This window comes from Bacillus sp. T-10(2022) (assembly GCF_056502895.1).
In genome coordinates this window covers 3,296,704-3,321,348 of sequence record NZ_CP113518.1, presented here as the reverse complement: position 1 = coordinate 3,321,348, position 24,645 = coordinate 3,296,704, and the positions used below count along the sequence as shown (strand labels likewise).

General features: G+C 41.9%; 23 protein-coding genes, 3 pseudogenes and 2 riboswitches. Of the genes and pseudogenes, 23 read left to right on the top strand and 3 right to left on the bottom strand.

All coding sequences use genetic code 11. The annotated features are described in order from the left end of the window. Nucleotides 1-102: 102 nt before the first annotated feature. The 18 genes and pseudogenes from OSJ91_RS16200 (at nt 103) to OSJ91_RS16115 (ending at nt 16,139) form a co-directional block, all read left to right on the top strand. Entirely contained in the window at nt 103-432 is a 330-nt protein-coding gene (locus OSJ91_RS16200) for a hypothetical protein (protein WP_089364046.1), read from the top strand. A gap of 180 nt (nt 433-612) precedes the next feature. Then, nucleotides 613-1,977, top strand: a complete 1,365-nt coding sequence (locus tag OSJ91_RS16195) for an aspartate aminotransferase family protein (RefSeq protein WP_485890053.1) — start codon at nt 613-615, stop codon at nt 1,975-1,977. 74 nt (nt 1,978-2,051) lie between these two features. Then, complete coding sequence (locus OSJ91_RS16190) at nt 2,052-2,690, top strand: CoA transferase subunit A (RefSeq protein WP_485891913.1); 639 nt, start codon at nt 2,052-2,054, stop codon at nt 2,688-2,690. Then, complete coding sequence (locus tag OSJ91_RS16185; protein WP_485890052.1) at nt 2,657-3,322, top strand: 3-oxoacid CoA-transferase subunit B; 666 nt, start codon at nt 2,657-2,659, stop codon at nt 3,320-3,322. Before OSJ91_RS16190 ends, OSJ91_RS16185 begins: the two co-directional genes overlap by 34 nt. A gap of 9 nt (nt 3,323-3,331) precedes the next feature. Then, nucleotides 3,332-4,603 carry a peptidase gene (locus OSJ91_RS16180; protein ID WP_350299155.1) on the top strand — a complete coding sequence of 424 codons (1,272 nt, stop codon included), beginning with the start codon at nt 3,332-3,334 and terminating at the stop codon, nt 4,601-4,603. 78 nt (nt 4,604-4,681) lie between these two features. Then, nucleotides 4,682-5,530 (top strand): putative beta-lysine N-acetyltransferase, encoded by an 849-nt coding sequence (gene ablB, locus OSJ91_RS16175; protein WP_485890051.1) that lies wholly within the window; start codon nt 4,682-4,684, stop codon nt 5,528-5,530. A gap of 82 nt (nt 5,531-5,612) precedes the next feature. After that, nucleotides 5,613-6,992: a sigma-54 interaction domain-containing protein gene (locus OSJ91_RS16170; protein WP_485890050.1), complete on the top strand. Its 1,380-nt coding sequence runs from the start codon at nt 5,613-5,615 to the stop codon at nt 6,990-6,992. Between the two features lie 119 nt (nt 6,993-7,111). Continuing rightward, on the top strand, nt 7,112-8,515 hold the full coding sequence (gene kamA / locus OSJ91_RS16165; protein WP_485890049.1) for a lysine 2,3-aminomutase: 1,404 nt from the start codon (nt 7,112-7,114) through the stop codon (nt 8,513-8,515). Nucleotide 8,516: 1 nt separating this feature from the next. Beyond that, complete coding sequence (locus OSJ91_RS16160; RefSeq protein WP_350299151.1) at nt 8,517-8,792, top strand: YokU family protein; 276 nt, start codon at nt 8,517-8,519, stop codon at nt 8,790-8,792. Between the two features lie 423 nt (nt 8,793-9,215). Continuing rightward, nucleotides 9,216-9,458 carry a YozE family protein gene (locus tag OSJ91_RS16155; protein WP_101225334.1) on the top strand — a complete coding sequence of 81 codons (243 nt, stop codon included), beginning with the start codon at nt 9,216-9,218 and terminating at the stop codon, nt 9,456-9,458. Beyond that, nucleotides 9,404-10,102: pseudogene (locus OSJ91_RS16150) on the top strand (PDC sensor domain-containing protein); the annotation flags it as partial. The gene OSJ91_RS16155 and the pseudogene OSJ91_RS16150, both read left to right, overlap by 55 nt. 465 nt (nt 10,103-10,567) lie before the next feature. Continuing rightward, nucleotides 10,568-10,667: pseudogene (locus OSJ91_RS16145) on the top strand (histidine kinase dimerization/phospho-acceptor domain-containing protein); the annotation flags it as partial. Beyond that, on the top strand, nt 10,640-11,239 hold the full coding sequence (locus tag OSJ91_RS16140) for a sensor histidine kinase (RefSeq protein ID WP_485891912.1): 600 nt from the start codon (nt 10,640-10,642) through the stop codon (nt 11,237-11,239). The pseudogene OSJ91_RS16145 and the gene OSJ91_RS16140, both read left to right, overlap by 28 nt. Before the next feature lie 146 nt (nt 11,240-11,385). Further along, nucleotides 11,386-12,093, top strand: coding sequence for a hypothetical protein (locus OSJ91_RS16135; RefSeq protein WP_214750321.1), 708 nt, complete (start codon nt 11,386-11,388; stop codon nt 12,091-12,093). Nucleotides 12,094-12,271: 178 nt separating this feature from the next. After that, nucleotides 12,272-12,442 (top strand): YozD family protein, encoded by a 171-nt coding sequence (locus OSJ91_RS16130; protein ID WP_064505166.1) that lies wholly within the window; start codon nt 12,272-12,274, stop codon nt 12,440-12,442. Nucleotides 12,443-12,682: 240 nt separating this feature from the next. After that, nucleotides 12,683-13,387, top strand: a complete 705-nt coding sequence (gene deoD, locus OSJ91_RS16125; protein ID WP_230175687.1) for a purine-nucleoside phosphorylase — start codon at nt 12,683-12,685, stop codon at nt 13,385-13,387. Between the two features lie 286 nt (nt 13,388-13,673). Next, nucleotides 13,674-15,134, top strand: a complete 1,461-nt coding sequence (locus OSJ91_RS16120; protein ID WP_350299148.1) for a lmo1851 family serine protease — start codon at nt 13,674-13,676, stop codon at nt 15,132-15,134. A 114-nt stretch (nt 15,135-15,248) separates the two neighbouring features. After that, on the top strand, nt 15,249-16,139 hold the full coding sequence (locus tag OSJ91_RS16115) for an LCP family protein (protein ID WP_485890048.1): 891 nt from the start codon (nt 15,249-15,251) through the stop codon (nt 16,137-16,139). 91 nt (nt 16,140-16,230) lie between these two features. Here OSJ91_RS16115 and mtnA read toward each other — a convergent pair whose 3' ends face one another. The 3 genes and pseudogenes from mtnA to OSJ91_RS16100 all read right to left on the bottom strand — a co-directional run bounded on the left by mtnA (nt 16,231) and on the right by OSJ91_RS16100 (nt 19,581). Continuing rightward, nucleotides 16,231-17,277, bottom strand: a complete 1,047-nt coding sequence (mtnA, locus tag OSJ91_RS16110) for an S-methyl-5-thioribose-1-phosphate isomerase (protein WP_485890047.1) — start codon at nt 17,275-17,277, stop codon at nt 16,231-16,233. Between the two features lie 14 nt (nt 17,278-17,291). Next, nucleotides 17,292-18,494, bottom strand: a complete 1,203-nt coding sequence (mtnK, locus tag OSJ91_RS16105) for an S-methyl-5-thioribose kinase (protein WP_485890046.1) — start codon at nt 18,492-18,494, stop codon at nt 17,292-17,294. 78 nt (nt 18,495-18,572) lie between these two features. Continuing rightward, nucleotides 18,573-18,726: riboswitch (SAM riboswitch) on the bottom strand. Nucleotides 18,727-18,797: 71 nt separating this feature from the next. Beyond that, a pseudogene (locus OSJ91_RS16100) lies at nt 18,798-19,581 on the bottom strand (carbon-nitrogen family hydrolase). Nucleotides 19,582-19,681: 100 nt separating this feature from the next. On the opposite strand from OSJ91_RS16100, the gene OSJ91_RS16095 reads away from it, so the two are divergent. The 5 genes from OSJ91_RS16095 (at nt 19,682) to OSJ91_RS16075 (ending at nt 24,328) form a co-directional block, all read left to right on the top strand. Next, complete coding sequence (locus OSJ91_RS16095; protein ID WP_485890045.1) at nt 19,682-20,854, top strand: aminotransferase class I/II-fold pyridoxal phosphate-dependent enzyme; 1,173 nt, start codon at nt 19,682-19,684, stop codon at nt 20,852-20,854. Nucleotides 20,855-20,985: 131 nt separating this feature from the next. Beyond that, a riboswitch (SAM riboswitch) is annotated at nt 20,986-21,140 on the top strand. Between the two features lie 105 nt (nt 21,141-21,245). Then, a complete protein-coding gene (mtnW, locus tag OSJ91_RS16090) occupies nt 21,246-22,478 on the top strand; it encodes a 2,3-diketo-5-methylthiopentyl-1-phosphate enolase (protein ID WP_485890044.1) in 1,233 nt (410 codons plus the stop codon). Between the two features lie 6 nt (nt 22,479-22,484). After that, nucleotides 22,485-23,144: a 2-hydroxy-3-keto-5-methylthiopentenyl-1-phosphate phosphatase gene (locus OSJ91_RS16085; RefSeq protein WP_350299141.1), complete on the top strand. Its 660-nt coding sequence runs from the start codon at nt 22,485-22,487 to the stop codon at nt 23,142-23,144. Then, nucleotides 23,141-23,770 carry a methylthioribulose 1-phosphate dehydratase gene (locus tag OSJ91_RS16080; RefSeq protein WP_350299140.1) on the top strand — a complete coding sequence of 210 codons (630 nt, stop codon included), beginning with the start codon at nt 23,141-23,143 and terminating at the stop codon, nt 23,768-23,770. Before OSJ91_RS16085 ends, OSJ91_RS16080 begins: the two co-directional genes overlap by 4 nt. Nucleotides 23,771-23,794: 24 nt before the next feature. Further along, nucleotides 23,795-24,328, top strand: a complete 534-nt coding sequence (locus OSJ91_RS16075; RefSeq protein ID WP_137023436.1) for a cupin domain-containing protein — start codon at nt 23,795-23,797, stop codon at nt 24,326-24,328. Nucleotides 24,329-24,645 lie beyond the last annotated feature (317 nt).

The window sequence follows — 24,645 nt, the reverse complement described above, 5'->3', positions numbered from 1 at the left end:
GTCCTATTTTACAAGCATTATTAGGGAATATGAGTCTAATAGTTCAAATTCTTTATTTTTCTGATATAATACTAAGAGATTTAAAATAGAAAAGGTGATTATGTGTTATTAACAATTCCAGCATCCATTCGTTTAGAAGGGGCTTTGGCCGAGTATAATAAAAAAGGCCGAGTGAGCCATACATGTTTCGTATGTAACGAAGACACTTCTAATGGGGATGCAAGTAACTTGAACTACTATAAGTTAGGAACTAAAAAAGTTTGTCATTCCTGCATGAAAAATGTTTTGCGTCATCCGTCTTTAAAAGAGTATGAATATGTACATACTTCAGTTATCGATAAAACTGCTTTTTATAAAAATGTGCTGGCTGTTTTAAAGGATGAAAGTTTTTTGGAGTCAATTCGTGAAGAAAAACTAAATAGCGTATTGTAAGAAAAAAGTGTATCTCTTGCGGATACACTTTTTTTGTCCCATTTTTTTTACAATCTCTCATGAAACCAAGAAACTTATCCGATTACATGCCTAGGCCAATTTCCTTAGCAAGATTGCCTTCACCTGGACATACACTTTATTATATTGCTTTGTTTTTAAAGAGAAGGAGTGTGCAGGCTTATGGAGCAGTCTTCATTGATCAAACCGGTCCTGGGAGGAGCCTACCCGACTATTAGTCATGGTCAGGGAGTTTTTTTGTACGATAAAGATGGAAAGGATTACCTAGATGCTTCTTCCGGTGCTGTTACAGCCAATATTGGCCATGGAGTCCAGGAAGTCATTGAGGCGATGGTCAAACAGGCTAAACAGGTTTCATTCGTGTATCGTTCCCAATTTACCAGCGATGCTGCAGAGAAACTTGCCGGGAAAATTGCAGAATTGACAAAAGGGGAACTGACATACAGCTTTTTTGTAAACAGCGGCTCCGAAGCGACTGAAACGGCATTGAAAATTGCCATTCAGCATTGGCAGGAAAAAGGGAAGCCAAAGAAACAGAAAATCATATCGAGATGGATGAGCTACCATGGCATCACGATGGGAGCTCTTTCAATGTCCGGACATCCGATTCGCCGGGAACGATTTTCTCCTTTGCTAGAATCATATCCTTCTGTATCTCCTCCATATTGTTACCGATGTCCACTTCAACTTGATTCGCATACGTGCGGAATGGCCTGTGCTTCGGAATTGGAAGCATCAATCCGGCGTATTGGCAGTGAAAATATAGCTGCATTCATTGCTGAACCTGTTATCGGCGCTGCAGGAGGGGCCATCGTTCCTCCTGATGGTTATTTTCGAAAACTCAAGAAAATATGCGAAGAGAATGATATTTTATTCATTGCGGATGAAGTAATGACCGGATTTGGACGTACCGGAAAGATGCTTGCTTCCGAATATTGGGATGTGGAACCTGATATTGTAACATTTGGTAAAGGCATGAGTGGAGGGTATACCCCGATAGCAGCCGCAGTAATGACCAAAAACGTGATGGAGCCCATAATGAAAGGCTCGAAATCAATTATAGGAGGTCATACGCTTAGTGCTAATCCGTTATCGTGTGCGGTATCTTTGGCCGTTTTGGAATATGTCGAAAGGAATGAACTTGTCGAAAAATCAGCCGACAGAGGGAATTACCTGATTAGGGGCCTGAAAAATTTGGCAGGGAAGTATTCCTTTATCGGTGATATACGCGGGAAAGGTTTATTGATTGGCATCGAGTTTGTCCAAGATAAAGCAACATCGGCCCCATTTCCGAAGGAGGCAGACGTGACCAATGAAATCATTGAATTGGGAATGAGAAATGGAATACTTCTTTATCCCGCAGCCGCAGGCCTTGACGGTGTAACCGGGGCAGCCATCATCATCTCCCCGCCGTTAACGATATCGGAAGAGGAGTGTGCTGAATTGTTAATGAGGGTCGATATAACTTTTAGGCAATTCAATGAATCGATAGGTAAACGTTCATCACAACAAGGAAGTGAGTCATAGTGGTGGAAAATACATTCCGGAAGATTTGTCGTTTGGAGGATGTGCGCCATCACTTTAAAGATCATCAGTCCATCATGTATGGGGGATTCGGTGGCATAGGGACGCCACCGGGATTGATCAATCTGATTTTGGAATCAGGCATTAAGGATTTAACCTTGATTGGGAACGATACAGGTTTCCCCGATATCGGAATCGGAAAACTGGTCACGCAACGCCGGGCGAAAAAGATCATCGTTTCCCATATCGGTTCCAATCCTGATGCAGGACTATTAATGAACAATGGAGAACTCGAAGTGGAGTTCTCTCCGCAAGGGACACTTGTCGAACGCATCCGGGCCGGAGGAATGGGGCTAGGCGGTATATTGACTGATATTGGAATTGAGGCCGATATCGTCCGGGACGGCAAGCAAACCGTAAAGCTAGGGAAGAAAAATTATCTGGTGGAACCGGCTTTAACTGCAGATATCGCCATTGTTTACGCAGAAATGGCAGATCCTTATGGAAATCTTATATTTGATAAAAGCGCCCGGAACACGAATCCAATCGTTGCTGCAGCTGGACAAATCACTATAGTCGAAGCCATGCAAATCGTTCCGCTTGGCTCTTTGGATCCAGAGGACATCATTGTTCCGGGTGCCTTTGTGGATTATATCATTCCATCAAAAGGAGTCGATTGGAAATGGGTTTGGGAACAGAAGATAGAAATAGAATAGCGAAACGGGCAGCAGCAGAAATAAGCGATGGGATGCTGGTCAATTTGGGAATCGGCATTCCATCACTTGTACCGAATCATCTTTTGAATGACCATAAAGTTATGTTTCATGCGGAAAATGGCCTTGTGGGAATTGGCAGTACTCCTGAAATGGGGAAGGAAGATGCGCATCTTTGCAATGCAGGCGGACTGCCGATCACCATTAGAGCCGGGGCCTCCTACTGCGACAGTACTGTTGCATTTGGGATGATACGGCGTGGCAGGGTGGATATCACGATTCTGGGAGCCCTTCAAGTAAGTCAAGCGGGGGATCTCGCTAATTGGATTGTCCCGGGAAAGCGGGTGCCAGGCATGGGCGGTGCCATGGAGCTGGCGGCAAAGGCCAAAAAGGTCATTGTCTTGATGGAACATAATGATAAAGCGGGCATGTCTAAATTAGTCAAAAAATGTACGTTGCCGTTAACTGCCAAGAAATGCGTACATATGATCATCACTGAATTAGGCGTGTTTTCCGTAACTTCGGAGGGCCTCCTATTAACTGATGTATTTGATACGTCCAGCATTCAGGAAATCAGGAATCGGACCGAAGCCTCGTTTACCGTCTCTGAAAATATCCATATTTTAAAAGAATGAGAGAGGAGAATGGATATGTATGAGGAAAAAATAAAAACATGGTTGAATGAACATCGGATGAATGGGGTTCAGCTTTTGCAAAAACTGGTTCAGGAACCGAGCAAAAGGGGGCAAGAAGGAAGTGCACAAGCCATAGTGGTCGAGAAGTGCAGACAACTTGGTCTAGAAATAGATCTTTGGGAAATCGGGGATGAACAATTAAGAAAACATCCCCATTTTTATTGCAACCGCCGGGATTTTAAAGGAAATCCGAATCTTGTGGCTATTAAAAGAGGAACGGGCCAGGGGAAATCCCTTATTTTAAACGGACATATTGATGTAGTTCCTGAAGGAGATCTTGCAGCATGGCACGATGAACCCTATAGCGGCAAGTTAATGGACGGGAAAGTTTTCGGGCGGGGAACGACGGACATGAAGGGCGGCAATGTATCTTTATTACTGGCCATTGAAGCGATCGTCGAATCCGGAATCAAATTGAAGGGGGATGTGATATTCCAGAGTGTGATTGAAGAGGAAAGCGGTGGTGCCGGCACACTTGCGGCAGTCATACGGGGGTACAAAGCTGATGGTGCAATCATTCCGGAGCCTACAAATATGAAACTATTCCCTTTACAGCAAGGTTCGATGTGGTTTCGACTGAAAATAAAAGGCAAGTCTGCACATGGGGGCACGAGGTATGAAGGGATCAGTGCAATAGATAAAGCGGTTAGTGTAATGAAAGAAATCAAGTTGCTCGAACAAGAACGGAATGAGTCACTCCGTCATTCACTCTATAAAAATGTCCCTATCCCCATTCCAATCAACATAGGTAGCATTCAAAGCGGGAATTGGCCTTCCTCCGTGCCGGATACAGCCGTTCTGGAAGGTAGATTCGGCATCGCCCCGACAGAAACCATGGAAGAAGCACAAAAATCGCTGATGGAGCGAATAGATGCTTTAAATGAGAGTGATGCATGGTTTAAAGAAAAACCGATTGAATTAGAATGGTTTGGGGCCAGATGGCTGCCTGGCAATCTCGAAATAGATCATCCGCTCATGAAGACAATTGGCACATATTATGAAAAAGTGGTAGGGGAGGAACCGCTTGTCGAAGCGTCACCTTGGGCGACGGACGGAGGGTATCTTTCATCGGTGGGCTCTACCCCCGTAGTTGTGTTTGGACCAGGGGAAACGAAGATGGCCCATGATTCGAACGAATATATAGAGGTGGATAAAATGATGGAGGTTGCGGAAATCATTGCATTGACCATGATAGAATGGTGTGGGGTGGACCAGGAATAATCATTTTTCCGGAGGTCTGATTCCAGGAAGGGTCAGGCCTTTCGCAACGATTTCGAAGTTTTGAAGGGAGCGGGACAAATGGAGGCTGGAATCATTGGAAAAAGGATTCAAAAGCCAAGGTGCACCATACATATTACGATTGACCATTTTAATAAGCGAATCAGGATTGATGATTATTTAGGTCATTTTCAAGAATGCGTGGAGGAATCTTTAAAGGTGGCTAAAGACATTTCAGCAGAAAAAATCATCTTCAAGTCACGCAAGGAAAACGTTCTGGCATTGCTTGCTCAGGGCTTTATATATGAAGGAAGCATCGATAAATTCTTTTTGGGAAGCGATTGTTTCTTCCTTGTTAAATATAACCGGAATGCAAGGCGCAACAGTGCAGAATGGGAAAAGGAAGATCAAATCCTTACCGATGTACAGAGGCTGCCGATAAAATCCGGATTAGATAACCCGCCGTCAGTCTATCAAGGCCGCAAAGCGGAAGTTACCGATGCACCTCAGCTGGCCCAATTGTATGGGGAGGTTTTCGAAGTGTATCCCACACCGATGAATGATCCGGTATATGTGAAAAAGTGCATGGAAAAGGGAACGGTTTTTTATATTTATGTCCACGAATACAGGATTGTCAGTGCTGCTTCAGCAGAAATTGATTCCTTTTACCATAATGCAGAAATCACCGATTGTGCGACATTGCCGGAACATCGGCAGTACGGCTTGATGAAACACTTGATTTCCGCGCTTGAAGAATATCTTATTTCACATGGGATTTATTGTATTTATTCGATTGCCAGGTCGCTCTCATTCGGCATGAATGCTGCATTGCATCAGCATGGATACTCGTACCGCGGACGTTTGGCCAATAACTGTTACATCTTCGATAAACTGGAAGACATGAACCTTTGGGTGAAAAATTTCACTTGAATGCTCAAATTTAGGCGGTACATGACAAGTTTTTGGCATTTCCTCATATACATCTAGCAAGAAGATCTTGAGGAGGGGTATCTTGCCAAGTGAATTTTTTAATACAAGTGAAGTATTGGAAGCCATATTACAAACCATTGATGAAGGCATTCATGTGATAGATCCAAAAGGACAGACCATCTTTTATAACGAGGTGGCGGCCAATCATGATGGGATGAAAAGAAGTGAGGTGCTTGGGAAACCGTTGCTTGAAGCCTTCCCTTCTTTGAATCACAAATCATCGACATTGCTGCGGGTCATTAAATCTGAAAAACCAATCTACAACTATAGCCAATCGTATGTAAATGCACATGGGCGAATCATTGAGACGTTAAACACGACGCTCCCCATATATGTAGATGGGTTTATGATAGGCGCTATAGAGATTGCCAAGGATTATTCAAGCTTGAAGCAATTATCTGAAAGGTTAGCTGACCTGGAAAGCTCGCTCAAGACGATCAAAAGTCCTGAAAGGAAAACGCCCGGAACCGATGGATTATATTCTTTCACTGAAATCCTGACTATTGATGCTGGATTTAAAGGTCTGATCTCACAAGGGAAAAAGGCTGCCCGCTCCTCCTCATCGGTGTTGGTTTATGGGGAAAGCGGTGTAGGAAAAGAGCTTTTTGTTCAAAGCATACACCAGGGTTCGAGCCGCAGTAAAGAACCATTCATCGCGCAAAATTGTGCGGCCTTACCGGAAAATTTATTGGAATCGCTTCTCTTCGGTACGGCTAAAGGAAGCTACACTGGTGCTGTGGAACGCCAGGGACTGTTTGAATTGGCCAATGGTGGAACCTTGTTTTTGGATGAATTGCAATCGATGCCGATTGACTTGCAGGCAAAGCTTCTGCGTGTGCTCGAAGATGGGTTCATAAGGAGGATAGGAGGTACAAAGAGTGTACAGGTGGATGTGAGGATCATGGCAGCGATGAATATAGATCCGGAAAAGGCGGTATCGGATAACAGGCTAAGGCCCGATTTATTTTACCGATTGAACGTATTGAGCTACGAGCTGCCTCCGCTAAGGGAGCGGATTGATGATATAGAGCTTCTTACTGAACATTTCATATCAATATTTAACAGTAAATTAGGATTGTCCATTAAAGGCATGGATGAGCAGACAAAGGTTTTTTTTCGGGAATATCATTGGCCTGGAAATGTAAGGGAGCTTAAACATACCGTAGAATTCATGATGAACCATACGGAGAATGATGTTTTGAACCTTGCAGATTTGCCCCAGTCTTTAAAAAAGCGCACCCCATCTGAAAAAATACTTCCGCTTCGTGAGGCCATGATTGAAATGGAAATAAAATTGATTACCGAGGCCCTTCTTCAAACGAACGGTAACGTTTTCCAGGCATCGAAGCTATTGCAGATTCCAAGGCAGACCTTGCAATATAAAATTAAAAAGCATATTTGAATGGAAAAAATCCGGATGCAGCCTGCAGTCCGGTTTTTTTTATGGGCCTTCGAATTATTGGGTCATTTTGGCACCCTTCTTGCATTTAATACTACTATCATAACTCAGGAGGTATAACCATGTTATTTGACTTATATAAGCCAGATCGCAATTGGAAAGATATAGAGCTATGGAAAGATGTAACCGAAGAACAATGGAACAACTGGCTGTGGCAGCTTACGAATACGATCCGAACTGTCGATGATTTGAAGAAAGTGATAAACCTGACTCCAGATGAAGAGGAAGGTGTGAGGATTTCCACAAAAACCATTCCATTGAATATCACCCCATACTATGCTTCGTTAATGAATAAAGATGACCCAAGGTGTCCAATCAGAATGCAATCGGTCCCAATCTCGGAAGAAATGCATAAAACCAAATATGACATGGAAGACCCTCTTCATGAGGATGAGGACTCCCCAGTGCCGGGACTGACCCATAGATATCCGGATCGCGTTCTTTTTTTGGTGACGAATCAGTGCTCCATGTACTGCCGTTATTGTACGAGAAGACGCTTTTCAGGACAAATTGGCATGGGCGTGCCCAAAAAACAATTGGACGCTGCAATCGGTTATATACGTGACACACCGGCAGTTCGGGATGTCCTTATTTCTGGCGGGGACGGATTATTGATCAATGATACGATCCTTGAATATATCCTCAAGAACTTAAGGGAAATTCCTCATGTTGAGATAATCAGGATAGGAACGCGGGCTCCGGTTGTTTTTCCTCAAAGAATCACTGAAAATTTATGCACCATTTTAAAAAAATATCATCCGGTTTGGCTGAATACTCATTTCAATACCTCGATAGAAATTACCGAGGAATCAAAGAAAGCATGTGAGATGCTTGCCGATGCAGGTGTACCTGTGGGCAACCAGGCAGTTATTTTAGCAGGGATCAATGACAGTGTCGCAATCATGAAAAAGCTGATGCATGACCTTGTTAAGATTCGTGTCCGCCCTTACTATATTTATCAGTGCGATCTGTCGGAAGGCATCGGTCACTTCAGGGCTCCCATTTCAAAAGGCATTGAAATCATTGAGGGTCTCCGAGGCCATACATCCGGGTATGCTGTACCTACCTTCGTCGTCGATGCTCCTGGAGGGGGAGGGAAAATCACGCTGCAGCCGAATTATATCCTTTCACAATCTCCAACAAAAACGGTGCTGCGCAATTTTGAAGGTGTGATAACCACATATCCGGAACCTGAGCAATATACACCAGGACTTGCAGATGATTACTTCAAAGGGGTATATCCTGATATGGAAGAAAGACAATCAGATATAGGTGTATCTGGTTTAATGAACGACAAGCAATTCAATTTAGTGCCTGAAGGACTGAAGCGAATGAATCGACGGGAAAATTACGTGACCAACCCAGAGCATGCTTCATTGAAAAACCAACGTGAAAAGCGGGATTTGTTAAAAGAAAAGAAATTCCAGGCACAGCAAAAAAACAGCACACCTAAGGGAGATGAATAGCATGGAGACGTGTCCATGGTGTGAGAAAGGGAAGCTTGCATCAGTAAATGGGACTGTGTATTGGGAACTGCCGGATGGTACGAGGGCAGTTGAAATTACGGAGACCCCTTCATCTCGATGTGAGAGCTGCGATGCTCTTTTTCAAAGTGATGAAATAGTGAAGGAAATCGAAAATCAACTGTTTTTAATTGATACGAAACAGCTTGAAAAACAAACGACGTACAGTGAGCTAATGAACATGAAAAGGCTGTTGAAACGTAATTACTTTGACTTTTAGCGGCATGATGCATTTACATTTCCATATATGAATGAATAAATCCCCCCATTTGGACAGAATTAGTGCAAACCACTATTTCCATCTTAGATGTAGGGGATTTTCCTTTTCAGATAATGAAAATAATAAGGTTTTTGAAGTGCATTTGATTGAAAGATTGGGCTAAGCAAGAATGAAGCACTTCATTCCTTTATCGATTCATGAACCAAGTCGTATAAAAAAAAGTTTTTCCGTCTTAAAAGGATGGGAGTACGATATTTAAGTGTAATTCCGTAAGAAAATGAATGCATTTTTTGATGAAAAATCGTGGAAATCTATAAAGTGAGGAAGAATAGACCAAATTCATCTTTAAAAAAGTGGACGGAAGCGAAAGTTTCCGATATATTAAAGCAGAAATCATAGTTATTTTAGGGGGGGCTCAACATCATGAGACCATTTTATTTATATTTAATGAAATTTCGACAACCAAAGGAAATTGATGCAATCACTAAATTTGCCAATCATGCCTATGAGGATCATGGCTTCCCAAAACAATCGACTGATTATAATGAACTGAGCAGTTATTTGGAATTGAATGCAGACTATCTCGATAGTATGTCACTATTCGATCAAGCATGGGAGCAGTATGTCCAAATAGAAGAAGGGCTCTTATTAGGAGATCAGGAATAGGGAGGATCGGAAGGATGCTTAAAAGCCTTCAAACCCGAATTTTGCTTTATTCATTACTTATTGCAAGTGTTCCTCTTCTGATATTGGGGATCATATCCTATGGATCACAACGGTCCCTGCTTGAGAAGGAAGCAAAAAATGCCCTGAATGCAGGTTCACTGAATATTGTAAATGAAACATATAGCTATTTGAACGAACGGATCAGTGATGTGAGGTTAATGAGTGCAAATTCGGTAATCATCAATCCTGGCCATTCAAAAGAAGAGAAGTCAGAGGAACTAAAAAAGTTTATCGATGCAAAAGGATATTATTACGGTGTCTTGCATTTGGATATGGAAGGCAATGTCATTGCAGATACATCCAATAAAATGATCGGGGACAACCTCGCGCAGAGAATATGGTTCAAAGAGGCCATAGAAGGTCGTGAATTCCTTTCTGACGTTTATAAAACCCGTGCTTTCCCAGAACCCATAATTGCTCTGAGTGCGCCGGTTTATGATAATGCAGGGAAAATGATCGGTGTCGTATCTCCAGCTTTCCGATTGGAAGGACTTTGGGAGCTGATGGAGAAAAAGGCTAATGAAATTAGCGATAAATACCCAGTGAACTTTTTCATGATCAATCAAGAAGGCATCATGATTTCGAAAAAAGACCCGCATGGAGTCATGCAGGATTCTGCATTGAAAGAAATGGGATTAACGAAAGGTAAGCTGATGGAAGCTTCGTTATCGGATGAATTGTACAGCGCAGAGAACGGGGAAAAAATATATTCCATCCAGCCTGTTCATACGATTGCAAAAACGGAGAATAAATGGTTTGTTGTTGTGGGTGCAGATAAGAAACAAGTCTTTCAGCCTTTGAATGACCTTTTAACACGGTATTTGACAATCTACAGCATCGTTTTTGTTTCTATCATTCTGGCTGTCTATTTACTAACAAAGACCCTTGTGCGGCCAGTTCAAGAACTTGTCGAAGCGACAGAGGATTTCATTGGAGGAAAGGAATTCATCATTTCCGATAAAAGAAGCTTCGAGGAAATGGAAAAATTGAACCTAGCCTTTCTAAGAATGATGGAAACGATAGAAGATCGTGAGAAGGAAATCGTCCGTACGGAAAAATTGAAATATGTCGGCCAGCTTGCTGCCGGTGTCGCACATGAAATCAGGAACCCGCTGACGACAATAAAGGGCTTTTTCCAATTATTGAAGAGCCAGGATCATGATAAAACATTAATAGAAAAATATAGTGATGTCATGCTTCATGAAGTGGATCGGGTTAATGTATTCGTGACACAACTTCTTGATTTGGCAAAACCGCATCAACTGGAATGGGAGAAAATCGATTTAATGGATTTCCTTGAAGAAATAATAGATACCTATATCCCTTCAATTCCGAGTTCTCATGTAAGACTAATAAATGAAGTGACACACTCTGTCGTTGTTTATTCAGACAGGAACCGGTTAAGGCAGGTTCTCTTGAATGTCTTGAATAATTCTTGTGAAGCCATCGAAGCAAGGGGGCAGATTGAATTGCATCATACTTCCGAGTCCCATTATGTAAGATTAGTGATCAGCGATGATGGGAAAGGCATCAGTCCCGAGAATTTAAAAAATATCGGCATGCCCTTTTATACCACCAAACCGGATGGAAACGGATTAGGTGTGGCGACGTGCATTCAGATAATGGAGGAATTAAAAGGGAAATTTCAAATTGAAAGCGTCCGCGACGAAGGAACGAAAGTGACGCTCATCATTCCCACTACGAACCGTCTCATTAAATGAGGCGGTTTTTGGTTGTAGTGCCGTTTAATAAATGGGTTACTTAGCTAAATGAGCAAAATGCCCTCTCTTTTCCATTAACCTCCATGTTTGTTTGTGCATATAATTTACTAATCAAACGATAAGGACCATATTGGGGGATGTCTCTTATGGGCAAAAAAAAACAGCCGAAATTTAAATTAGGCGATACAGTCGTAATAACAATGTATGGGACAGTCGGGAATATAACCGATGTAAAATTTCTCGATGGTGCTTATGTGTATGAAGTGAACTATAGTGAAGGTCTTTATATCGAAAAAACATTGCAATCGATAAATGAATATGAAGGTGAAATCCTTTATCAAAAAGAACAAATCGATATTGAATATAAATATTTATTAGGTGACTTGGTCCAGGTGGATGGGTATGAACAGGATTATTTCAAGATTATCGGCTATCGAACGGAAATTTGGCGCTATAAGGAAAATGCCTGGGAGGATGTAATCTATGAGTTATCCAGAATCTCTGATGGTGAATGGCTTGAAGCGCATGAGGAAGAACTGACTTTGATAGCCGATGCTAAACGTGCAGATGGAATCATTAAAAAGTTGGGTCTGCTACTTCCTAAAAAGAAAAATGAGCTTGCTATCATTGCTAAACAAAACAACCCTGGTAAAGGTGAGCGAGAAATGACAATGACAAAAAATGAAAAAAAGGAAATGATTGATGGACTGTTGGATTTATATAATGATTATTGTAAGCTCTACGAACATTTTGGCGATGATGAATATCGTCACATCATGAAGATCGCCCTTGCTAAAATTGAAAAGGCGGCAGAGGAAATTTATCCAGATCATAAAAAGAAGCAAACGAAGTGAAAGGTATCCTGAATTTTTAAAGGGCAATTTCAAAATTCCCTATAGAAGCTTCCATTCAAATTGAACACGGATGGATCATGATAAATATAAGCCCTTCAAATGATTTTCCATAATGGGATGCCTTACTGGTATATTTGTCTCTACACATTCATAGACCTTTAAATAAGGGGGCGATGATTTGCGAGAAATTGAGGTTTTTATTGATACAGAAGAGATAGCGGAATTCTTTTTTCAAGAATTGATAAGACGGGGCTATCTTCCAACAGAAGCTGAAGTTGAAGATCTTGCTGACATCACATTCGAATATCTTCTTGAAAAGTGCATAATTGATGAAGAAGTCGATGAGTAACCTGTCATAAGACGGTTAACAGCTTCCTATCCCTTAATTTTATTAACCTTAAAAAAAGACGGCGGACCTCCGCCGTTTTGTTGCGGTTTAAAGGAAGGGTGTCAAAGTCTTTTTATGACTTCCAGTTTCCTTATCTTTTTCAAGTTCTAGGATAAGGTTCGATTTTCCTAACTTGTGGTTGATATGGTATAGTAGTTTTTGAATATCATTTCAACCACAAGTTAAGGAGGACATAGTCGTATGAGCGTACATATTGGTGCAAAAGAAAATGAAATTGCGGAAACGGTCTTACTTCCTGGGGACCCGTTGCGTGCAAAATATATTGCTGAAACATTTTTAGAGGATGCTAAACTTTATAATGAAGTTCGTAACATGTTTGGATATACAGGGACATATAAAGGGAAACGAATTTCTGTACAAGGTACAGGCATGGGTGTCCCATCCATTTCGATTTACGTGAATGAATTGATGAATAGCTATAATGTCCAGAAGCTGATTCGTGTGGGAACTGCAGGAGCGATTCAGAAGGATGTAAAAGTCAGGGATGTGATCCTTGCAATGAGTGCTTCCACCGATTCCCAAATGAACCGCATGACTTTCGGCGGGGTGGACTTTGCCCCAACGGCGGATTTCGAATTACTAAGAAAAGCTTATGACGCTGGCACAGCTAAGGGCTTGCAATTGAAGGTCGGTAATGTTTTTACGGCCGATCAGTTTTATAACGATAATAGTGATTTGGAAAAATGGGCAAAATACCAAATCCTTGCAATAGAAATGGAATCAGCAGCGCTATACACGCTTGCTGCTAAATTTGGCCGCCAAGCATTATCTGTATTAACCATTTCCGATCACATTTTAACCGGTGAGGAAACGTCGGCGGATGAGCGCCAGTCAACCTTTAACGAAATGGTTGAAGTGGCATTGGAAGCAGCGATCCAGGACTGATAATTGGATGTAAATGACAGGCGGGTGACCAGGAATAAGTGAAGCTGTATAATGACAGTTGGATACAGGCTCAGTTATTCCTTGGTAGCCCCATTTTTGTAATGTCAATAGATGCCTGTAGTCCAGGGAGTTTTCTCTATGCTTTAACGTTTGCGAAGCGTAAAAAAATACATATGGTCATAAGTTGTTATTTTTGATAACAATTATTTTTCGATTGTCATGAAAGCTGTTAAAATAGAAAGAAATCGTTTATATCGTCATGAAGAATGAAAGTGGTGAGGCTTCAGTGGAAGAAGAAAATCAAGAACAGCCAAAAGAGGCAGGGAAATTCATTAAAATAAAGAAGTTTACGTTCATTATGGGGATTTTCTTAGTCATATTTCTAACTGCAGGGATTACTACAATAGCCTTGACCTTTGGAGATGAAAAAGTAGAGTCATTAGCACCGGATAAGCATGCGGAATTTGAAAAGCTATATACTACATACGATAAGATAAAAGATAACTATTATGAAGAGGTTGATGAAGAAAAGCTGGTTGACGGCGCAATTAATGGAATGATCAAATCATTGGATGATCCCTACTCTGCTTATATGGATAAAAAGGAAGCATCTAGTTTCCATGAAAGCATCTCTTCATCTTTTGAAGGAATCGGTGCCGAGATTCAGGAGCAGGATGGACAAATCATGGTCGTCTCACCTATAAAAGGGTCCCCAGCAGAAAAAGCGGGGGTAAAGCCGAATGATATCATTTTAAGTGTGGACGGTAAAAGCGTTGAAGGGCTAAGCTCTTCTGAAGCTGTCCTGAAAATCAGGGGCGAGAAGGGTACGAAAGTGGATCTATCCATCTCAAGAGCTGGTGAGTCGGAACCGATTGAGCTCACCATTAAACGGGACACAATTCCGATTGAGACGGTTTATGCGGAAATGCTTGATGATGGAGTTGCCAAGATTCAAGTGACCAGTTTTTCCGAACATACAGTCCAAGAGCTGAAAACGGCGCTTGAAGAAATGTCGAAGAAGGATATGAAGGGTCTCGTATTGGATTTGCGGGGAAACCCGGGGGGACTGCTTGATCAAGCAATAGAAATGGCAAGCCTGTTCATACCTAATGGGGAAGTGGTTCTTCAAGTTGAGGAGCGCAGCGGGAAAAAACAAGTCTATAAATCGGAGAATGATGGAGAACTGAAAATCCCGGTAGTCGTGTTGATTGATGACGGAAGTGCCAGTGCTTCTGAAATCGTTGCAGCGGCTGTCAGTGAATCTGCGGACATTCCATTGATTGGTGTCAAGTCATTTGGGAAAGGGACAGTGCAGACTGCCGAAGACTTTGAAGATGGATCTAACTTCAAATATACGGCAGCTAAATGGTTGACTCCTGAAGGCAATTGGATTCATAAAAAAGGGATCAAGCCGGATATTACTGTGAAGCTTCCTGGTTATGCCAGCCTTCCGTACATTTCGCCCGATAAGGAATTGAAAGCATCTGATTCTTCGAGTGAAGTGAAAGCTGCTGAAGAGATGCTGAAGGAAGCGGGACATGATCCGGGTAAGGTAGATGGATTCTTTGATGAAGCAACAACGAATGCGGTCACAGCATTCCAAAGGGAACAAAAAATTAAAGAAACTGGCACCATTAAAGATGATACTACCGTGAAATTGATGCAGGTCATCCAGGAGAAAATCCTTAAGAATGACACACAAGTGAAAAAGGCGGTAGAAGTATTAAAGAAAGAAATCAATAAATGATTTTGCCCGAATAGCCTGTCAGCGATTATCGTTGGCAGGCTTTTTTTGTCGTTTAATGCATAGGATTCCAATATTAGGCAGAGAATAGGGGTAATTTTCCGATGAGGTGAGGTAATGAGAGAAAAGGTATTGTTCATAAATCTATTGATCTTGATTCTGGCAGGCTGCACTTATGCCCCTTTACCCAAACAAAATGGAAATGCAGGTACGGAAAAAAAACTAACCAAAGAAGAGAACCAGGAAAGTGTGAAAACATTTCTGTTAATTGGTGTTGATACAAGGGGAGAGGAAAAATCTCGATCAGATGCGATTATACTGGCAAAATACTTTCCTGAGCAGGAAAAACTGAAGCTGGCTTCGATTATGCGTGATAGTTATGTGAAAATCCCCGGGAATAAATCAGGATATAACAAAATAAATGCAGCTTATTATTATGGTGGAAGGGAACTTCTCAAGAAAACCATACAGGAAAACTTTGGTGTCAAGGTCGATCATGTAGCGGTAATTGACTTTCAGGGATTCGTGAAGATGGTCGATTTACTTGCACCTGAGGGGGTAGCGGTGAATGTGGACCAGGAAATCATTGATGATATGAGCATTCAAGCAAGCGTCGGTAAAAATGTTTTACATGGGGAGGAAATATTGAAATATGTCCGTTTTAGACATGACGATGAAAGTGATTTTGGAAGGGTTGAGCGTCAACAAGAAGTAATGGTTCAATTAAAAACAGCGTTTATAAATCAAATCTCGTCCTTCGAAGGGATGGCAGCCCTTCCTAATATAATCGAACAAGGACTCTCGTACTTGGATACAGATATTGGACTGAAAACAATAATGGAAATGGGTCCAAAAGCCGTCTTCCATACACCGGACACCGTCGAAACCTTAAGGGTTCCAGTGGAAGGAAGCTTTAAAGATGAAATATATCCCCAGTCCGGAGCAGTTTTGGAAATAGACTACACTAAAAATAAGAAGGCACTTCAGGAGTTCTTTTCCAAAAAATAAAAATTGTATTGTGGACCTCGCAAGAATAATCACAAAAACGAGAGGGATACGAAATCCTTCTCGTTTTTTATCATCAATAAAGCAACCTGGATCATTTAACAAAAAGCGGGATGTTTTTAATGAAATCCGGTGTTATGATGCCATTTTCGGTAATGATGCTGGTAATTAGATGATTCGGTGTAACGTCAAAGGCTGGATTGAAAGTCTTCACGTTTTCAGGAGCAATCCTAACACCTTGAATGAAGGTGATTTCCGCTTCATTCCGTTCTTCGATCGGGATGGAAGTACCGGACTCGAGAGTAAGGTCGAATGTGGTTGATGGTGCGGCCACGTAAAAAGGGATACCAAAGTGCTTGGCTAATATGGCCAATCCCAATGTCCCGATTTTATTGGCTGTATCTCCATTAGCCGCAATTCTGTCGGCACCGACGATGATTCCATTTATTCCTTTCTGGTGAATCGTATGGGCAGCCATATTATCAGAAATTAATGTGACATCCACCCCCGCTTGCATCAATTCCCAAGCAGTCAAACGCGCCCCTTGCAGGACAGGCCTGGTTTCACATGCATACACTTTTAGCGGAAAGTCCTTTTCTTTAGCCAGGTGGAAGGGAGCCAAAGCTGTGCCATACCGAGCCGTGGCAATTCCCCCAGCGTTGCAATGCGTTAGAATGGAATCTCCTCTAGTGAATAAGGATAAACCATGTTCCCCGATTTTCCTGCACATTTCTTCATCTTCAGCAAAGATGGCTTTAGCCTCCGATACAAGTGCTTCCTTGGCAGTTGAAATGCTTTGCGTAGCTTGCAGAGTATTTTCCATCCTCCTTAACGCCCAAAAAAGGTTGACAGCAGTTGGCCGTGAAGAGGCGAGTTTTTCAATATGCCTCGCTACATTTTTCTTGAATTCCGCTAATTCAGCGGTTGTTTCCTGTTTGGCACCAAGTGCAACACCAAATGCTGCCGTCAGTCCAATTGCTGGGGCACCGCGAACTTTTAATGTCAAAATGCTGTCATATACATCATCAACAGAATGAAGTTCAATAAATTCAGTTATGGAAGGCAGGGCTTGTTGATTTAATAATGTAATATGGGAATCAGCCCATTGTACCGAATAAGGTAATGGTGCTAGTTTTGTCATGTGCAGGTCTCCTTTTAAATGGTTGAATAAGATGGCAGTGTACGTTGCTTCAACGCTTCAATTACAGCTGGAACATCCAATTCTTCTCGTTTTTTAATTAAAAAAGCACCAATTTCCAATGTAGCCGTTTTGGCAGCGATCCTTGTTTCTTTATCTTCAATGACATTTAAATCGGCAACATGGGAAAGTCCGATGGTTCGCCGAATCATTTCACAGCCGGCAAAGCCGAATGCATCTTTTTTGAATTTTGTCAGTAAATAAGGCAGATAACCTTTCACATGGCGAAATGGGCTTTTATTTTGGCCTTCCCATAATTCGGAATAAGTTTCTTCAAAGGCATTCCAAAATTCATTAAGGTGTGTGAAAATCTCTTCCTTTCCAGCGCTATTACGTGTGACTGCCTGAAAGAGAAGGTTGGCGGTGTATTGACCAAGGTCAAAACCAACTGGACCATAAAAAGCGAATTCCGGATCGATAACCTTTGTTTCAGTTTCACTTGCAAATATACTTCCAGTATGTAAATCACCATGAAGCAAGGCTTCCTGCTCGGTTTCAAAGCTTTGTTTCAGCTTAGCGACCTCAAGGATCACTTCTTTATCATTCCATATATTTTTGGCGGCATCTGTCAATTCCACCTCGAAATCTCCCGGGAGTTCCTCAAAAAATGGATCCGTGAAAATAAAGACCTCAGTGATTTTGCAGAGTTCGGGATTCGTGAAATGTCGGGCCACTTCCTTTTTCGCAGAGGGTTCTAAATGATAATCGGATGTATAAAATGCCGTTTTCGCAACATATTCACCAATATGCTGAGAAAGCAATGGGTATGAATCTCCTTCGATCAATCCTGTTCTAACGATTTTCAAGTGCGATAAATCCTCCATGACCGTGATGGCAAGCTGTTCATCAGAATAATAGACTTGCGGTACGAATTCTGGGCAATAACTTCTGAAATGAATCAACGCATTCGCCTCAATCGCAGCTCTTTTCAATGTCAGCGGCCAGCTTTCGCCAAGTACCTTGGCATAAGGGACCGCTTGTTTAATTATAATTCCTTTATTTGTGACTGTGTCTGTAATATGAAAAACATAATTTAAGTTTCCATCGCCGATTTCTTTACATGTTAAACTTGCATCCGCATTGACCAACCCAAGTTTTTTTGCAAGGGTTATAGCTGTTTCGTTTGTCAATCTCTTAAAATTTGAATGGTTTTGAGTCATTCTTTTCCCCTCCGGATTCAAAATAAGAATAAAAAAGCCTCTTTCATATAGAAAGAGGCAGAAGTTTTGGCTTCGGACCTCTTATCTTCCAGAATATGAATTCTGGTGGAATTAGCACCGTGCTCTGTGGATTTTATAATCCGGCGGTGAATCCGCCCCATTTCACAATGGTATTACAGTCGGTTGCTGGGCTTCATAGGGCCTTTATCCCTCAGCCTGCTCTTGATAAGAGTAAATGTTTTCTGAAATTTTAATCTTCGGGAAAATAATATCAACTTTTTAAATAGTTTGTCAATGGGTAAATTAATAAAAATCAGGACGACGATCTTCGAATACAGGTATTTTGTTACGTGCATCCGAAACTTTATTGAAGTCCAAGGTGCCTGTCAGGAGTTCGTTTCCTTCTCCGGCTTCACTTATGATATTTCCCCAAGGATCAATTATCAAGGAATGACCGGCAAATATATTATTGACATCAGAGCCTGAGCGATTAACGGCTACAACATAGGCTTGGTTCTCGATGGCACGGCTAATCAATAAGGCTCTCCAGTGATCGAGTCTCGGCTTTGGCCATTCAGCCGTAACGAATAGAACTTCGGCGCCTTTAGCGGTATGGGCTCGCTGCCATTCAGGGAAACGGATGTCATAACAAATGAAACCAGCACATATTTTTTCATCAAGAGTAAATAAACCATCCTTTTCTCCTGGCTTCAGGAAATGATGTTCATCCATTAACTGAAATAAGTGAAGCTTATCATATTCTTTTATGAGATTTCCCTGTTTATCGATGATGATCATGGTGTTATAGATTCCCTTGCTCGTTTTTTTCGCAATGGAACCGCCTACGATGTGAATCTCGTGTTTCCTTGCCTGTGTTTTAAGAAATTCAATCGTTTTTTCGGCCTCTTGATCAGCAATCTCATTTAACCTGCTTAAGTCGTATCCGGTTGTCCAAAGCTCTGGTAAAATGACGATATCGGGTTCCGACCGTGCTGCTTTTTCCAACCATTGTTCGGCAACCTGAAAATTGATATCCGGTTGCCCGAATGGCTATATCCATTTGAATACAAGCTATTTTCCACTTCATCGTTTAAAACCCCCATATGTAAAAAATGCTTTACAAGACTATGATAAACATATATCATTTGTGACTAGAATTTCAAGAAATTTCAGAGAAGGTGTATAAAATGGTGCAATTCGAAAAATCCAGACAGCTTCAGGACCTGCCTAAGCAGTTTTTTGCCTCACTAGTCGCAAAAGTCAATGCCATCACGGAGCAAGGACATGATGTCATTAATTTAGGCCAGGGAAATCCTGATCAGCCGACTCCAGACCATATCGTGAAAAGCTTGCAGTCTGCCGCTGAAAAAACGATTAATCATAAATATTCGCCATTTCGGGGGCATCAATATTTAAAAGATGCTGCTGCCGTCTTTTATGAACGTGAATACGGTGTCAAGCTGGATCCGAAAAGTGAAGTGGCGATTCTCTTCGGGGGAAAGGCAGGTCTTGTCGAACTGCCGCAGTGTTTATTGAATCCGGGTGATACGATCCTTGTTCCGGATCCCGGCTATCCGGATTATCTTTCCGGTGTTGTTTTAGCCCAGGCAAAGACCGAATTCATGCCCTTGACAGAAGAAAATGATTTTCTTCCAAAATACAGTGACATACATAAAGAAGTACTTGATAAAGCGAAAATGATGTTCTTGAACTATCCGAACAATCCCACAGGTGCTTCTGCAACTGAAAGTTTCTTTGATGAGACCGTCTCTTTTGCAAAAGAGCATTCAATTTGTGTGGTCCACGACTTCGCTTATGGAGCGATAGGATTCGACGGTAAAAAACCGGTAAGCTATCTCCAGTCAGAGGGAGCGAAGGAAATAGGAATAGAAATATACACACTATCGAAAACATACAATATGGCAGGGTGGAGAGTCGGCTTCGCAGTGGGGAATAAGAGTGTCATAGAAGCTCTTGAACTATTACAAGACCATCTTTATGTGAGTCTCTTCCCGGCGATACAAGAAGCTGCGGCAAGCGCTTTGCTTGACTCGCAGAGCTGTGTAGAGCAGTTAGTGCAGATGTACGAGGGGCGAAGGAATGTTTTCATTGAGGGATTGAGGGCAATCGGCTGGGATGTCAAAGCTCCTGCGGCATCATTTTTTGCCTGGCTCAAAGTACCTAAAGGTTTTACGTCCGAGCGTTTTGCAGACTATTTATTAACGCATGCCCACGTTGCTGTTGCCGCAGGAAATGGATTCGGTGAATTTGGCGAAGGATACGTCAGGGTAGGGCTGCTGACTTCGGAAGATCGGCTGAAAGAGGCTGTGGAACGGATAAGTAGATTAAAATTATTTTAACCACAATGATATATCCGATTAATTCACCCTTAAATAGTTAAAACTTATTGACAAAGTAGGGATTACCTGTCAGAATACAAAATAAATTCTTAATCTTTCGATACTTGGATGCAAATTTATATATCAGCGTTTTCTTATTTTGAGCAGGTGGAGGGACTAGCCCTATGAAGCCCCAGCAACCGACCGTAATTCCATTGTAAAATGGGGCGGAATTCTTCGCCGGATTTTTCTTGAAATCCACAAGGCACGGTGCTAATTCTTGCAGCCAATGGCTGGGAGATAAGAAGATGGCTTTTTAAAGCCTCTTCTTTATGAAGGGGCTTTTTCCATTTTGAGACCAGTTCAGGTTAATGACATCGAGAGTTTACTAACGTGATATAGGAGTGATCAAATGAGCGAGATAGTCGCTACATATTTAATTCATGATTCTAAGGGAAATCATGAGAAAAAAGCAGAGAGCATTGCCTTGGGATTGACTGTCGGAACATGGACGGACCTGCCCCATTTGGTCCAGAAACAACTGGAAAAACATAAGGGACGCGTCGTATCGGTGACACCACTTTCTGAAGAAGAGAGGGCAAACAGCTACTTTAATCGTAAAGTATACCGTTCGCTTATTAAAATTGCCTATCCGGCAAGGAATTTCTCCAATGATTTACCTGCAATCCTCACGACGGTCTTCGGCAAACTTTCATTGGATGGAGAAATAAAACTTATCGACTTGGATTTTGTCGGTGATATTCAAAAAGCCTTTCCAGGGCCGCAATTTGGCATTGAAGGCATTAGGGAAAAGGTTGGCGTATATAACCGGCCCCTGGTGATGAGCATCTTTAAAGGTGTATTAGGAAGAGACCTAACATTCCATAATGAGCAACTGAGGCAACAAGCATTAGGAGGTGTCGACCTAGTTAAAGATGATGAGATCCTCTTCGACCAGGACCTGACTCCATTTTTCGATAGAATAAAAACGGGAAAAAGAATATTGAATGAAGTCTATGAAACCACTGGCCACCGAACTTTATATGCTGTCAATCTATCAGGGAAAACATTTGAATTATTGGATAAAGCAGAGCAAGCAGCTGATGCAGGGGCAGATGCCTTGTTGTTCAACGTTCATACATATGGTTTGGATGTATTGCAGGCCTTGAGTGAACATGATCGTATCAAGCTGCCGATCATGGCGCACCCCGCATATAGCGGGGCATTGGCAGCTTCATCATTTTATGGGGTCGGCTATCCATTATTGCTTGGTAAATTAGTAAGGTTATCAGGTGCGGATTTATCCTTGTTCCCATCCCCTTATGGAAGTGTCGCACTTGAAAAAAAGGAAACCTTGGCGATTGCTGAAGCTCTGACAAAAGATGAACTTTCATGGAAAAAAGCTTTCCCTGTTCCTTCTGCTGGCATTCATCCGGGCATGGTTCCGGACCTAATCAAGGATTTTGGAATCGATAGTGTGATTAATGCCGGAGGTGGAATTCACGGGCATCCTGATGGAGCAGAGGGCGGGGCAAAGGCTTTCCGTTCTGCTGTAGAAGCCGTACTGGCAGGAAAGGACCTATCTGAAGCGGCGCTTGAGAATGAAACACTAAAAAAAGCTCTTGTGTTATGGGGAGGCCTATAAGAAATAATGAAACCGATCATCTTTTGTGATTTTGACGGAACGATCACCAACACGGATAATATCATTTCAATCATGAAGAAATTTGCGCCTCCGGAATGGGAAGCGTTGAAAGACGGTGTCCTTCAGCAAAAAATCAGTATATCTTCAGGAGTAGGGGATATGTTTTCCCTGCTTGATAGCGGCTTGAAGGATGACATCATCCAATATGTAAGAAAGACGGCCGGCATTCGTCCAGGGTTTTATGAATTCGTTGAGTATACGAAACAAGCCAACATCCCTTTATATATTGTAAGCGGGGGCATGGATTTTTTCATTGCACCGCTTTTAAATGATATCTTGCCAACAGAGTCCGTTTATTGCAACCATGCATTTTTTGATAAGGAAAAGATTTATATTGAGTGGCCACATACTTGTGATGATCAATGTAATAATGATTGCGGTTGCTGCAAGCCATCCATTATGAGGGAAATTACGGGTGCGGAAGATTTTAAATTCGTTATTGGAGATTCGGTAACGGATTTTGAAGCTGCAAAACAGGCCGATTTTGTCATAGCCCGTGACATACTGCTTGAAAAATGCGATAGGGAAGGGATTCCACATCAAGGATTTGAAACGTTTTTTGATGTAATTGATATTTTAAAGCAGCAGAAGGTGGTTAAAGCGTGAACAATCATTCTAAAGAATGGCAGGAGCTGGCAGACATTAAAGCTGAACTGGCCGAAAGGGATTGGTTTATGGGAACTAGCGGGAACTTGTCCATTCGGGAGCCCAAAAGCCCTTTCTTTTATATTACGGCAAGCGGTAAGGATAAAAGGAAGCAATCGGATTCGGACTTTTTACTGGTGGATTTAAAAGGAAAGCCAGTTGAAGAAACGAACCTAAGACCATCGGCCGAAACTTTACTTCATACAGTCATTTACCGGAAAACGAATGCGAACTGTGTACTCCATGTCCATACAGTTGAAAATAATGTGATATCCGAATTGTACGGAGATGAAGGCCAAGTTTCTTTTCGTAATCATGAAATCATTAAAGCAACCGGTCGGTGGGATGAAGATTCGGAACTTCGGATTCCAATCATATATAATCATGCTGACATTCCGCTGTTATCCGATAAGTTCGAGCCACATGTCGAAGAAGACTCTGGCGCCGTGCTGATCCGCAATCATGGTATTACGGTTTGGGGTAAAAGCGGACTCGAAGCAAAGAGAATACTTGAAGCTTGCGAATTTTTATTTCAATATCAACTGTTGCTTAATCAACAAAAGGCGTTTGCAGGTTCTTTAAGATAAACACTCATAGAGGAGGAATGAATGATGGCGACGATCAGATTCCATGAAACAAACGAGGTTATTGAAAACGGTGAACAGGTAAAAGGATTTTTAGAAACACAAGGGGTTATTTATGAGCAGTGGGACATTTCTAAATTACCGGCCCATCTCGTGGAAAAATACGATCTAACAGATGCTGACAAGGAGGAAATCCTTGTAGCATTCCAATCAGAGATAGCGGAAATCTCCGAAAGAAGAGGCTATAAAGCGCATGATATCATCACATTATCCGATGCGAATCCGAACTTGGATCAAATGCTTGAAAACTTTAAGCAGGAACATCACCATGAAGATGATGAAGTGCGTTTCATAGCAGGCGGAACGAGTATCTTTGCCATCGAAGGCAAGGATAAACAGTGGTTTGATGTGCGCCTTAATCCAGGTGATCTTATTAGTGTACCAGAATCAACAAGACATTATTTTACGCTTGCAGAAGATAGGAAAACTGTTGCTGTCCGCATTTTCGTTACAGCGGCAGGATGGGTGCCGATTTACGAAAAAGACGAAGTTCAAGCATGAATCAATGTTGAAAAACCAGCTTAAGGGCTTGGTTCAATTTGTCGACAAAAGGGAAGTCGGAATGGTCTCATCCCTAACCAGGATTTTAAAAAACAAGACCAGATTATCCTTAATGGTTTTTTCCTGTAATCCTTATTGGATTGAAGAAATTTGCGACACTCCTGCCGAATAACTGGCTAGAAAAGACACCACAGGCGCTTGCGCCGAAGAGGCTTGGCAGGCAGTCGGCGGAAAGGGAACGGATTTCTGAAATCGACTGGACATTATTAAATAAAAAACTGCAGTCGAACTCGCTTTTCTTCGAGTTTATCTTCATT